Source organism: Nostoc flagelliforme FACHB-838, assembly GCF_014698065.1.
In the GTDB taxonomy this organism is placed as follows: Bacteria; Cyanobacteriota; Cyanobacteriia; order Cyanobacteriales; family Nostocaceae; genus Nostoc; species Nostoc flagelliforme_B.
On sequence record NZ_JACJSI010000010.1, the window covers coordinates 104,576 to 118,108 of the forward strand.

Sequence of the window (13,533 nt, forward strand, 5' to 3'; positions counted from 1 at the left end):
AATATTTTTAGAAACTGTTAAACCTAGTAATTCTGCTTGTATATTGATAAGTGGTAACTAACTAAGTATTAAAGAGAAATCCTGATTAATTAATCATTACTGACTAGCAAATATAGTTAAAATACATACTAAATTTGTTTTGACTATTTTAACTCGACCATAATTAATTATTCATTTGATACTTTCGATAAAAAAGGCTTCAACTTCATTGTGCTACCTTGTTTCTTTAAACCTTGTCCTCCATTTGCGAATGGCACTAGCAGTTCTGGCTATAGGAGGCACATAAACATCATAATTTTCCGGTTGTGTAGTTTCGTATTGTGTAATACTTTTATTATTGAATTTTTGGTTAGTTAAACAGTTAGCCAAAGTAGGCAAATAGCTTTCATTACCTAAAGCTTTGATCACTTCATCGGCAGTTTTAAACCGCTCATCTAAGGTAAATTTCACCATTTTTGCTAAAATCTGGGCGAAACTGTTGCTGATATTTACCTGTTGTTGCCAACATATTTCACCAGTCTTTGGGTCGGAATCCAATTCTAAAGGACTTTTAGCAGTCAACATATAAATACAAGTTACACCCAGTGCATAAATATCACTGGCATAAACTGGACGTAGAGAAAACTGTTCTGGTGGCGCAAATCCCCTAGTCCCGATAAAGTTGGTGTTTGCAACCTTATTAATTGAGTTTTCACAAACATCAGCTAATTGCTCTTTCACCGCACCAAAATCAATCAGAACTATCCGCCCATCATATTGACACCGCAATAAATTCTGGGGTTTAATATCTCGATGAATCACATTATTTTTATGAAGATACTGTAATACAGGTAATAATTCCCGCAAAAACTCTTTAACTGAGGCTTCACTTTTGGGCCCAGTTTGCCGTACTTCTCGTGCCAAAGTTAAACCCGGCACGTATTCTTGAATTAAAAAAAACTCCCCATTCGCCTGAAAGTAGTCTAATAACATGGGAATTTGCGAATGACTACCAAGTTTACCCAAGGTTCTTGCTTCTTTTTCAAAGCGCGTACATGCCTTTTCCCAACTTTGGGGACTAGTCACTTTTGGACAAAGCTGTTTAATGACACATAGCGGGTTCCCAGGTAATACGGTATTTTTGGCTAAAAATGTGATGCCAAAACCACCTCGCCCCAAAATTTGCAGTATTTCATAGCGATCGCGAAATAGCCTTTTGGAGCCACACATCTGGCCAAGTTGAGTTTGCTGTGAAATACTCTCTTGAGAACTCGTTATTTTCTGAGAAAAACGATTCATTAGTACAAAATATCTGCTCTGAAATGTCTTTAATTTTATAACAATTATTTGTTAGCAACAGTAAGATTACTTAATCTTTGCCAAATCATCATTACTCTCCTACTAATACTAAAAATTTAAAAAGTAAAGATAAATTTTCAAGGGATTGTATGACGGACTAATTTGTAATTTGGTTAACAGAGGCGAAAATTCGTTGGTTGGAGAATAAAAAACTTACCAAATCAGGATTTGAGCGTTTTGTCAAAGTAATTTTCTTATCCGTAATAGTTGGCTTTTAGAGAAAGCGCTGTGTCCCCAAATCCTGGGTAACCTGTTTGAAAATAGTGCAAAAACCCAATACAGTCATCAACAGAATTCGCCTTGTTGTTTGCGGAGTCTAACCATCAGCAAATTCATACTAGAGAACTTTTTAGAGCGTGTTTTAAACCACAACCCCAAAAAACGCAGGTGAATATAAACTAGTTTTGAGAACGGAGAGGGGGGGATTCGAACCCCCGTTAAGTTTCCCTAAACAGACTTTCCAGGTCTGCGCCTTAAACCACTCGGCCACCTCTCCAGGTGCCACAAGTTACGATCATACTATATAATCCCAAAAAATGCAAAGATAAAGAAAGATATTTTTAGATTGAATCTGAAAGTCCCAATCCCAAAACGCAAATCCAGATGTCCCGTACATACACAATTAAAGTTCGCGATCGCGCCACTGGCAAAACATACACCCTACAAGTGCCAGAAGACCGCTATATCCTGCACACTGCCGAAAAACAAGGGGTGGAACTACCGTTTTCGTGCCGTAACGGGGCTTGTACCGCTTGTGCTGTGAGAGTGTTGTCAGGAGAAATTTACCAACCAGAAGCGATCGGATTGTCGCCAGATTTACGTCGGCAAGGTTATGCCTTGTTATGTGTAAGTTATCCCCGTTCTGACTTGGAGGTAGAGACACAAGACGAAGATGAAGTTTACGAACTCCAGTTTGGACGCTACTTTGCTAGGGGGAAAATTAAAGCAGGTTTACCCTTAGATGAGGAATAAACAATTCAAAATCATCAAAGTTCTGATGGTTGGATGTCTTAGTATCTGGATGCGAAAAATAGCTATTTTGGCTTGCTTATTGCTCTTGGTGAGTTGCCAAGGTAGAAACCAGCTGCCAAACAATAAGGCTCAAGTGAAAGTAGCGCGAGTTGTTAGTGGGCAAAGCTTGGAAGTCTTAGGCATGGCTGAACAACCAAATTTGATTTCCCAAGTCAGGTTAGTGGGTGTTGATGCACCAGATTTGCGACAACGCCCTTGGGGGGAAGCAGCAAAAGAACAGTTAGAGAGTCTAATTGGTGATGGAGAACAATCAGTAATGCTGGAGTTTGATTTAGAAGCAAAAGACAAAATCGGACGAACTCTAGCTTATGTATGGAAAAATAAGGTGTTGTTGAATGAAGAATTAGTCAAACAAGGGAATGCAATCTTTGTTGGGCGATCGCCTAACCATAAATATGACCAGCGTTTAGAACGTGCCCAACAATGGGCTAGACTCATGGGGCAAGGAATTTGGAACCCAGAAAAACCTATGCGCCTCACTCCTGCTGAGTTTCGCCGCCAAAATCTTTAAAAAGTGGAGGTTGGGATTGGGGGAGAAGAACAAATGCCCAATGACTAATGACAAATAAAAAATGACAAATTTACAAATTTTTCTAGACATTGCTACAGAAGCAGCCTTAGCCGCAGGTGCGATTTTGCAAGGCTACTTGGGTAAGTTAGAAGACGCAATTACTGAAAAAGGACGGCCTGGTGATTTAGTCACTGTTGCTGATAAAGCCTCAGAAAAGGTGATTTTAGAAATTTTGCGCCGCCACTTTCCCCAGCACTCTATTCTTGCTGAAGAATCAGGGAAATTAGGTAATCAAGAGAATGAGTACCTCTGGGCAATAGATCCTTTAGATGGCACAACCAACTACGCTCATCAATACCCATTTTTCGCGGTTTCCATCGGGCTGTTAATTAATGGCGTTCCAAAAGTTGGTGTAATTTATGACCCTTTTCACAACGAGCTATTCCGTGCTGGTGCTGGTTTGGGAGCAACGCGAAACCGTCAGCCCATCAAGGTTTCAGAAACATCTGAACTGAATAAAAGCATACTAGTTACAGGATTTGCCTACGATCGCCGCGAAACCTCTGATAACAACTACGCAGAATTTAGTCACCTCACCCATCTTACCCAAGGTGTCAGACGTAGCGGTTCCGCATCGCTAGATATGGCTTATGTTGCCTGTGGGCGTGTCGATGGTTACTGGGAACGAGGGCTTTCTCCTTGGGATATCGCCGCCGGGATCATTTTGGTACAAGAAGCTGGAGGCAAAGTCACCGCCTACGATGGCACTTCCGTCAAAATCGAGTCAGGTAGAATTCTCGCCACAAATAGTTATATTCACGACTCCCTTAGTAGCGAACTTTTACAAGTTCCACCACTCTCATCCTGGGTGTAGCAGGTGGGAGCTTTCATTGCGACTTTGGGTAAACTAAAAAGAATCTAACTGCTCCTTTGGTGCAAAATCTCTATATGTCTTTCAAAATAGATCGTGGACTATTTAAATATGATTTCATAGATCATCACGCAGTATTGTGCGTTCCAGTGGATGCGGATGTTAAAGAGATTCGTAAACGCTACCTCCAAATTGCCCGCCGTTTGCATCCAGATAGTAGTTTTACTGAAACTGCTACTAAAAAAGAGCTAGGCAACGAATTGTTATCAAAGTTGGTTAACCCAGCTTACGAAAAACTTTCTGGAGAACGCACTCGTGGTGAATATATTCTAATTTTGTCGCAAATTGGCAAGCGCCTGCTACAAGAGTCTACTTCGGTAACTTTAAACACCGACTTGGCTAAACAGTTAGCTGAGGCATCTAATATCGATCATTTCTATAAAAGTGCGATCGCTAAACTAGCCCAAACCCAATATGATGCTTTAGAACAGGCGCTGCAAGTCATTGCTCAAGCTAGTGAGTTGAATCTAGTCTATTTAATGCGGAGTGCGGGCAAATCACCCGGAGCGCCACCTGCTCAACCCAAAGTCCAATCAGGTACACCTCAACCAAATACACCAAGAAATACACCACCAGCACTGCTAAAAGAAGACTCGATTGTAGAACAGTATGTTCGTCGCGCTCAATCTTTGATTGACAAAAACCAATTTGCCCCAGCCAAAGTAGAGTTGCAGGATGCGCTAAAGCTAGAACCGAAAAATAGTCGCTGCCATAGCTTAATCGCAATGGTGTATTTGAAGCAAAATCAGCTAAAAATGGCAAAAATCCACTTTGATAATGCTCTAAAGTTAGACCCTAATGACCAAACGGCGTTGCAATGGAAGCCTAAAATAGATAAGGCTTTAGGACACCAACCTAGTGATCATAAGGTGACTTCATCCCCCAATAATGGAGATAAGCAACCAGATAAATCTGGTAGTGGTTTGTTTGGTGGTTTGTTTGGTGGGAAGAAAAAATAATGGTGTATCAACCAGCAGCGGGAGCCAGGGACTTATTACCCTTGGATGTGGAGAAAAAACGCTGGATTGAAGATCGGTTACAGCAGGTGTTTCACCGTTGGGGATATCACAGGATTATCACCTCGACTTTAGAGCGTATGGATACCCTGATGGCGGGGGAAGCAATTCAGCGTCAGATGGTGATTCAACTACAACAAAATGGCGAAGATGATGAATTAGGGCTACGTCCAGAATTAACAGCATCCATCGCTCGTACTGTTGTCACTCGGATGTCGGGTACTACTTATCCGCAACGGTTGTATTACAACGCCAATGTGTTTCGCCGCACTTGGGAAAGTAGACACAATCGCCAGCAAGAGTTTTATCAAGCTGGGGTGGAATTATTAGGTGCTAGCGGATTGCTGGCGAATGCAGAAGTACTGTTATTAGTAGCAGATTGTTTGGCAGCACTGGGTTTACAGGGATGGCATTTAATTTTAGGTGAAGCGGGAATTACGCGATCGCTCCTGAGTGCCTTTCCTGCTAATCTCCAAGATCAAGTTCGCAGTGCGATCGCTCATCTTGACCGAATTACTATAGATACTTTACCCGTGAGTGACAAACTGCGCGATCGCGCCCAAATCATGCTAGATTTGCGCGGCTCCAGTGCAGATGTGTTGCAAAAAATTAGTAGTTTGGATCTAGATGAAGAACAGCAAGAGGCAGTGAATAACCTCAAATCCCTAGTAGAATTACTAGAATCAGAGAAAAAATTGCCGTTAATCCTTGACCTCAGCCTCATCCAGACTATAGATTATTACACTGGTATTGTATTTGAAGTTGTCAACGATACCGAATCCCAAGCCAGGGTTTTAGGACGCGGTGGTCGCTACGACCAGCTTTTGGGACTATATCATCCTCAAGGAGAAAACATCCCCGGAATTGGTTTTGTACTCAATATCGAAGATTTATACCAAGTTCTGCTGTCTACTCAGCAATTACCACAAGTAACTCCAGCGAGTGACTGGTTAGTAGCACCAGAGACAGCCAGTGCTAACGCCGCCGCCTTTGCCTACGCGCAAAAACTCAGAGATTCTATCGATCTAGTGCGGGTAGAAATTGATTTGGGGGGCAGGGATGCAGAGGCCATCCGTCAACATGCACGCGATCGCAGCATTGCCCAAATTGCCTGGATAAAAGCTGATGGCTCACCAAAAATTGAGCCATTGCTTTAGTGGGCATAAGGTATGGGGGATTGGGGACTAGGCAATACGGTTCGGTTAAAGGGGAAAGGGAAAAGGGGAAAGGTTTTGAATACATCCTTTACCCTTTACCCCTTCCCCATTCCCTGCCCCCTGCTCCCTGCTCATCCCCCAATCCCCACTCCCCTGCTAGGCTAGAAACAGCCGATACAGAAAAGAGGGAATCGAGAATATGCCGCACACGATTGTTACAGAAGTCTGTGAAGGCGTCGCTGACTGCGTAGATGCCTGTCCAGTTGCTTGTATTCATGATGGCCCAGGCAAAAATGCCAAGGGAACTGATTGGTACTGGATTGACTTTGCCACTTGCATCGACTGTGGTATCTGTCTGCAAGTTTGCCCTGTAGAAGGGGCAATTCTTGCAGAAGAAAGACCGGAGTTGCAAAAAACCCCTTAATAGTCCATAGTCAACAGTCAATAGTTATGCTTGACTTGACTGTTGACCAATGACAAATGACCAATGACAAATGACAAATGACTATTTACTAGATGTTCAAAATGTCCACGCTGGTTACATCAAAGATGTAGATATCCTGCAAGGAGTGAATTTCCGGGTTGCACCAGGGGAATTGGTAACAGTGATTGGCCCCAACGGTGCGGGAAAATCTACTTTGGCAAAAGCAATTTTTGGGCTTTTGATCCCCCACACAGGGACAGTTACCTTCAAAGATGAAAATATCGTAGGGCTAAAGTCCAATGAAATAGTCCAACGAGGAATGTGCTACGTACCGCAAATCGCCAATGTCTTCCCCTCCCTCAGTGTTGAAGAGAACTTGGAGATGGGTGCTTTTGTGCTTAACGTTCCCCTGAAACCAGTTAAAGATAAAATATTTACTATGTTCCCCAGACTAAGCGATCGCCGTCGTCAACGCGCTGGTACCCTCTCTGGAGGAGAACGCCAGATGCTAGCGATGGGCAAAGCTTTGATGTTGGAACCTAGTTTGCTGATTTTAGATGAACCATCTGCTGCTTTGTCCCCGATTTTGGTGACACAAGTTTTTGAGCAGATAAAACAAATTAATCAGGCAGGTACTGCGATCGTATTAGTAGAACAAAATGCCCGTAAAGCTTTAGAGATGGCTAATCGTGGATATGTATTAGAATCGGGACGCGATGCGATCTCCGGCCCTGGTGAAGAATTGTTGAATGACCCGAAAGTAGGTGAACTATATCTGGGAGCAGGTAAGAGACATTAACCCTTTGTAATCACTCTTGCCCCATTCAACGTAACACCAGCTCAATATGGGAGCTTCACAAAGCGATAGCGATGTTTAGGTTGGGCTACGCCTAAACTATCTATAACTAATACAAAAGCCATAACACTTCCTGCCACTGCCGCGACCGTCGTTTTCGATGCTCAAAGAATTCTCCCCAATAATCCTTGCGTTTCTAATCACATCTACAGCCAGTCAAAAGGCAAAACAGGACATTCATTCAGGAAAAAGTGACTAAAACGTAAATTACCTGGATCTGCCAAAATCCCCATTAGAAACTCGCAATTCTTAATTACATCATGAATAAGTATTTAGACCACAATTAAAAGGTTGCGACCTATACAAGTGTGTTACTATAAGGAGTTTCTTAATTAGCAATAACTTTAGCGAGTCTGCTCATCTTCACTAGACATCTGGTAAAAATGAATGTCGAGACGTAATATTACTACATCTCTACAAGGATTGTGGATAAGGCATATTTAATTTCACCAGATGTCTATTCAAAAGCTAGCTACCCACAGCATCTGGTAGAGAGTGTCATTACGAATTACGAATTATGTTGATTGCTTTTGGCAATTTGGCATCCAAAAATTTTCTGTTGCAGTTTTAATTGAGATATCAACAGGGTTACAGGGAAATTGAGAAAATTCTACAAGGGATCAACTCCCGTCTCAAAAGTCCCACCCAATGGCCAGTTGTTGACGCTCCCGCTCTCCGAACCACCCTAAAGTGGATGCAGCGCCAGCGTCACTGCTTCACCACAACTGGCTAGAAATCAAACAAAAAACACATAGTACAAATGGACTTATACCATTTCACGAAACACTTGATACAAGTTTAGGGGCGTACAGATGTACGTGCCTATAGGCAAATTATATTGTAAAGATTTTTGGCGAAGAGATTGATATCTGACCTTTCACTGAATTTAGAAAATCTCTTTTCCTTTAAGGAGAAAGATTTTGAATTTTCCCCTTTCCCGCGTCGGGAAAGGAATTAGGTTTTTCGTGGGTTTTTCCATACTCAGATTGACACACCAAGGCGATCGCTACGATTTATTTAACCTGTAGCTGTCTGAGTTGACTATTTACCGACAGTAGTAGCTCTTGAGCTTGCAGAAATCAAAAAATAAGAAACGCTTGTGGTATTAAAGTTACAACTTACTTACCACAAGCATTTTGGGTAGCCATACCGCACAACCGTTTTGCGCTGTTGTGGTTTATAGCTTGGTTTTAGTAACAGAAAAATTTTGGTGTGAGGCATTGGAATGAACTGTCTCATTTACAATGCTTGGCTGATCACTGGAAATTCGTTGTTTTTGTTTGGGACTGTCCAAGGGTGGGAGTGGATGATTCTCAACCTGGGAATACTGGGAATCAATTCGGTGAGCTTTTTGAGCCATCCGTTGAAAAAACAGATTGACTAATTTTAATTCCCAAAAAATCTTTTGCGGATCTTTAAGATGAGTTGTGGGTAGTTGCTGTCCCATTTTTTTGAGGGCTAGACCTACAGGAATTTTAATTTCATCCTGGAGTTTAAGAAAACGGGTAAATATGGGTGCAAAAGCGGACAATACAGAACCAGCACCTCCTCTAGCTTGTTCCCAACCGATGTAATAAATTCCTTTGTAATCTTCAAGAAATGACCCTCCATAACATTTCACTGTTGCTCCTTTCACCCGTTGCAGTTCTGGAGATAAAAATGGATAGGCAAGATGAAAACCAGTTGCACAAACAATTAAATCAAAGGTTTCTCGGCTACCATCCGCAAATTCAACTTCTTTGCCATCTAAATGTCGTACCTCTGGTTTATAGGTAATGCGACCGTGTTTAATATAATAAGGCACTTCATTATTTAAGGTCGGGTGCTTATCAAAAATTCGATATTTGGGTTCGGGTAGACCATAATCTTTGTGCTTACCGAAGGTCAGCAGAATAATTATATAAGTCGTAAACCGCTGAAACCATTGTGGCATCCACCATTCAGTTAAATCGGAAATGGGAACACCTACAAAAGTTTTGGGAATAAACCACACAGATTCACGCATACTCAACACAGATTTAGCTCCCACCCTAGCTGCTTCTGAGGCTATATCACAAGCTGAATTCCCTCCACCAATCACCAAAACTCTCTTTCCACGTAGTTGTTGGGGATTTTTATAATCTTTGGAGTGAATTATTTCCCCATCAAATTCTCCTGAGAATTTGGGAAAACGTTTGCACCAGTGATGACCATTACAAATGATAATCCCTTTGTAAATTCGCTGTTCCCCATTATCAAAGGTAACTTCCCAGAAATTATTCTCAACAGGTCGCACGTAGCTAACTCGACGATTTAGTTCAATATTTTTACGTAGCTCAAAATGGTCAGCAAAAGAGTTTAAGTAATCCCGTATATTTTGAGCGCTGGGAAAGTCCGGATAATTATCCGGCATGGGAAAATGGGTAAATTGGGTAATCTTCCGTGATGAAATAATGTGTGCAGTTTCATACACGCCATGATACCAATTTCCACCAATGTCATCGCTGGCATCAACTTGGTCGTAAGGAATACTCGCGCTCTTGAGCGCTTCAGCCATACTTAATCCGACAAAACCAGCCCCAAGAATTAAATGCTTGTGAGTAGTGTCTAACATAATTTTGAATTTTACTTGACTATTATCTAAACTTTTGGAAGATACCAAGCTAACCCACTCAAAAAGAGAGAATATCTCGTAAGGATATAAAAAGCGCAGGCTAAAACATCAGGAAATACGTGCAATTTATTGGCAACAATACTTCCAAGGATTTGTGTAAAAATAACCTGAACAATTTTTACGTGAAAGCTAAATTTAGCAAGCTATCCCAAATAAATTTTGTACTTTTTAGATGATGCCTAATTGCCACCCGCATTACCTGTGTTGTGTTGTCATATATTTCGGAACACTTTAGCTTCTCTAGCTAGAGTTGTATATCGCTCCGATTGCAAAATTGCAGTACGACTAAAAAATTGATAAACATGGGGAAGCTTGACGTTATATTCCTAAACTTCATTATTGTGTTTATTTCTGCCGACTTATTATTAGTTTCAAATCTTAGGTGAACTGACAATTTGGAAATGTAGCAGTAAATACGGCATTTTAATTTAAGAAAATTCTATTTTATTGTATGTTTAATTGTGTCTACCTACTTAAATTCTAAGTTACGATGCAATCTGAAGATTAAATAACTCTTAAATCGTGTAAAAGGGTACTCTTGCATCTTGCTTAAATCTGATATCTTCTTGGAACAGCTTTGTTATTTTCAGGTAGATTGATGAGTCGAGTTAATGGATTTTTAGGGCGACGTGATTTATTAAAATTTGCCAGTGTAGTAGGTATTGCAGCTACTGTTTTTGGTGATAGCTTTTGGAATACAGAGCAAACTGCTGTTGCTGATATTCATCCAGACAACCCGAATCCAGTTAGTTCTAATGAAGCTATCAGACGCTTGCTGGATGGTAATCAAAGATTTATCGATCAGAAACGTAAATATCCCGATCAATCACTAGAACGTTTACGATTAGTTGCTAAAGCTCAGTATCCTTTTGCCGCTATATTAGGTTGTGCAGATTCTAGAGTACCTGCGGAAATCGTCTTCGATCAAGGACTTGGAGATTTATTTGTCGTGCGAGTTGCTGGTAATGTTGTCAGTGACACGGTTATAGGTAGTCTGGAATATTCTACGGCAGTATTAGGTTCGCAGCTGATTATGGTTTTGGGTCATAGAAGATGCGGTGCAGTAGCAGAAGCAATCAAAAACGAACCACTTCCTGGCAGAATTGGTTTAATTGTTGAGGGTATTAAACCATCTGTCGAAAACGTAAAGTTTAGAACAGATGATAATATACAAGATGCAGTTATTGCGAACATTCAGTATCAGACTGAGAAATTGCAAGAAAGCTCAACTATTTTAGCTAAATTGTTGCGTGAAGGTAAACTAAAAATTGTTGGTGCTTGTTACGATATTGACACTGGTAAAATCAACATTATTGATTGAATATCTCACACATTTTAGACGTATAATTATTAGTTTAATGATGTTAAAAAAATAATTATTTATAAAAAAGATTAATTAAATTCATTGCTCTACTTAGAAAAATCTTCCTTATAGCGCTTTACAAAATATCAGTTGCATATATCTTAGACATCTGGTGAAATTAAATATGTGTTATCCAGAACCCTTCTAGAGATGTAGCAGTGCTAGGTCTATACATTGTGGGGTCGTACAGATGTTACTCCTACAGCCGATTCATTTATTGCAAAGATTTTTAAAAATGGTATTGGCGATGCTTAGGTTGGGCTACGCCAATTTAATCTCACGAAAATTCAGCAAAACCTAAAAACAAAGCACAGTTAAAGCTTGTAACAAATAAACCCAGCAGGGGCCATATAACAAGGCTGCCTGCCAGGAAGGTATAGTTTATTCTGGCCATGTTTGATTAGGTTAGCGCTTATTCGTAAAAATAATTGCGTATCCCTAGATACAATAACTAAATACTTTGGAAAACACAGTTAAGAAAAGTTACTAAATAGGTTAATTTCCAATTAAAACCAACAATTTCCTGAATTGAGGGATAAAGGACAAGCAGAATAACCATGTCCAATGACCAATGCCCCATACCCAATGCCCCATAATATAAGAAAGCGCTTCACACTTCTTAAATAATCAGCTTTATTAGAACAATGGCGAGAGACTTGCGGGGATTCATTAAAATTTTGGAAGAAAGAGGACAATTACGGCGAATTTCAGCTTTAGTTGACCCAGATTTAGAAATTGCTGAGATTTCCAACCGGATGCTGCAAAAAGGTGGGCCAGGGTTGTTGTTTGAAAACGTCAAAGGTGCTTCCTTCCCGGTGGCGGTGAATTTGATGGGAACCGTGGAAAGGATTTGTTGGGCGATGAATATGCAGCATCCAGAGGAGTTGGAAACTCTGGGGAAAAAACTGAGTATGCTGCAACAGCCAAAACCGCCGAAGAAGATTTCCCAGGCGATAGATTTTGGGAAAGTGCTGTTTGATGTGGTGAAGGCGAAACCAGGACGGGACTTTTTCCCCGCTTGCCAGCAAGTTGTACTTAAAGGTAATGATTTAGATTTACATAAGTTGCCGTTGATACGTCCTTATATTGGTGATGCTGGCAAGATTATTACGCTGGGACTGGTAATTACCAAAGATTGTGAGACGGGTACAGCAAATGTAGGTGTGTATCGCTTGCAACTACAATCTAAAAATACGATGACAGTTCACTGGTTATCAGTGCGGGGTGGGGCGAGGCATTTGCGAAAAGCGGCCGAACGTGGGAAAAAATTAGAAGTTGCGATCGCACTTGGTGTAGATCCTCTAATTATTATGGCAGCTGCCACACCCATCCCTGTAGATTTATCAGAATGGCTGTTTGCTGGACTCTATGGCGGTTCAGGTGTGCAGTTAGCGAAGTGTAAAACTGTCGATTTGGAAGTTCCCGCAGATTCAGAATTTGTTTTGGAAGGCACGATTACACCAGGGGAAGTTTTACCAGATGGGCCTTTTGGCGACCACATGGGTTATTACGGCGGTGTAGAAGATTCGCCCTTGGTACGCTTTGAGTGTATGACGCACCGGAAAAATCCGATTTACTTAACAACATTTAGCGGACGTCCACCGAAAGAAGAAGCGATGATGGCGATCGCACTAAATCGCATTTATACTCCCATACTGCGGCAACAAGTATCAGAAATTGTCGATTTCTTCCTACCAATGGAAGCTTTGAGTTACAAAGCGGCGATTATTTCCATTGATAAAGCATATCCGGGACAAGCGCGACGGGCAGCTTTAGCATTTTGGAGTGCCTTACCACAATTTACATACACAAAATTTGTAATTGTGGTAGACAAAGACATAAATATTCGCGATCCGCGTCAAGTTGTGTGGGCGATTAGTTCCAAAGTTGACCCCGTGCGGGATGTCTTTATTTTGCCAAATACACCTTTTGATACGTTGGATTTTGCCAGTGAAAAGATTGGCTTAGGTGGACGCATGGGAATTGATGCAACTACAAAGATTCCGCCGGAAACAGACCATGAATGGGGTTCGCCTTTAGAGTCTGACCCAGATGTGGCGGCAATGGTAGAAAGGCGATGGGCGGAGTATGGTTTAGCAGAGTTGCAGTTAGGAGAAGTAGACCCGAATTTGTTTGGCTATGATATGAGGTAACGCGTTAAAGAATATTTGGGCGACTAGAAGTCAATACGTTTAGGTTAAGCATTTCTTTCTTCTCTTTGCGTCCTTCTCTAACGAACCGCAAAGGACGCA

11 protein-coding genes and 1 tRNA gene are annotated in these 13,533 nt (G+C 41.2%); 9 read left to right on the plus strand and 3 right to left on the minus strand.

Annotated elements, in window-relative coordinates; translation table 11 throughout:
* Positions 1-213: 213 nt before the first annotated feature.
* Together H6G97_RS07960 and H6G97_RS07965 are read right to left on the minus strand one after the other, a co-directional pair.
* Positions 214-1,278 carry a serine/threonine-protein kinase gene (locus H6G97_RS07960; protein WP_190940119.1) on the minus strand — a complete coding sequence of 355 codons (1,065 nt, stop codon included), beginning with the start codon at positions 1,276-1,278 and terminating at the stop codon, positions 214-216.
* A gap of 471 nt (positions 1,279-1,749) precedes the next feature.
* Positions 1,750-1,834 (minus strand) — tRNA-Ser (locus tag H6G97_RS07965).
* Between the two features lie 107 nt (positions 1,835-1,941).
* Here H6G97_RS07965 and H6G97_RS07970 point away from each other — a divergent pair.
* The 7 genes from H6G97_RS07970 to H6G97_RS08000 all read left to right on the plus strand — a co-directional run bounded on the left by H6G97_RS07970 (position 1,942) and on the right by H6G97_RS08000 (position 7,208).
* Entirely contained in the window at positions 1,942-2,310 is a 369-nt protein-coding gene (locus tag H6G97_RS07970) for a 2Fe-2S iron-sulfur cluster-binding protein (RefSeq protein WP_190940120.1), read from the plus strand.
* Between the two features lie 25 nt (positions 2,311-2,335).
* A complete protein-coding gene (locus tag H6G97_RS07975; RefSeq protein WP_190940152.1) occupies positions 2,336-2,881 on the plus strand; it encodes a thermonuclease family protein in 546 nt (181 codons plus the stop codon).
* Between the two features lie 61 nt (positions 2,882-2,942).
* Entirely contained in the window at positions 2,943-3,755 is an 813-nt protein-coding gene (locus H6G97_RS07980) for an inositol monophosphatase family protein (RefSeq protein WP_190940121.1), read from the plus strand.
* A 74-nt stretch (positions 3,756-3,829) separates the two neighbouring features.
* Entirely contained in the window at positions 3,830-4,771 is a 942-nt protein-coding gene (locus tag H6G97_RS07985) for a J domain-containing protein (RefSeq protein WP_190940122.1), read from the plus strand.
* Entirely contained in the window at positions 4,771-5,985 is a 1,215-nt protein-coding gene (locus H6G97_RS07990; protein ID WP_190940123.1) for an ATP phosphoribosyltransferase regulatory subunit, read from the plus strand. Before H6G97_RS07985 ends, H6G97_RS07990 begins: the two co-directional genes overlap by 1 nt.
* A 199-nt stretch (positions 5,986-6,184) precedes the next feature.
* On the plus strand, positions 6,185-6,409 hold the full coding sequence (locus H6G97_RS07995) for an indolepyruvate ferredoxin oxidoreductase subunit alpha (RefSeq protein ID WP_012407913.1): 225 nt from the start codon (positions 6,185-6,187) through the stop codon (positions 6,407-6,409).
* Between the two features lie 70 nt (positions 6,410-6,479).
* Positions 6,480-7,208, plus strand: coding sequence for an ABC transporter ATP-binding protein (locus H6G97_RS08000; protein ID WP_190940124.1), 729 nt, complete (start codon positions 6,480-6,482; stop codon positions 7,206-7,208).
* A gap of 1,234 nt (positions 7,209-8,442) precedes the next feature.
* Here H6G97_RS08000 and H6G97_RS08005 read toward each other — a convergent pair.
* Positions 8,443-9,858 (minus strand): flavin-containing monooxygenase, encoded by a 1,416-nt coding sequence (locus H6G97_RS08005; protein ID WP_190940125.1) that lies wholly within the window; start codon positions 9,856-9,858, stop codon positions 8,443-8,445.
* Positions 9,859-10,516: 658 nt separating this feature from the next.
* Here H6G97_RS08005 and H6G97_RS08010 point away from each other — a divergent pair.
* Positions 10,517-11,239 (plus strand): carbonic anhydrase, encoded by a 723-nt coding sequence (locus H6G97_RS08010; RefSeq protein ID WP_190940126.1) that lies wholly within the window; start codon positions 10,517-10,519, stop codon positions 11,237-11,239.
* Between the two features lie 686 nt (positions 11,240-11,925).
* Complete coding sequence (locus H6G97_RS08015; RefSeq protein ID WP_190940127.1) at positions 11,926-13,434, plus strand: UbiD family decarboxylase; 1,509 nt, start codon at positions 11,926-11,928, stop codon at positions 13,432-13,434.
* Positions 13,435-13,533 lie beyond the last annotated feature (99 nt).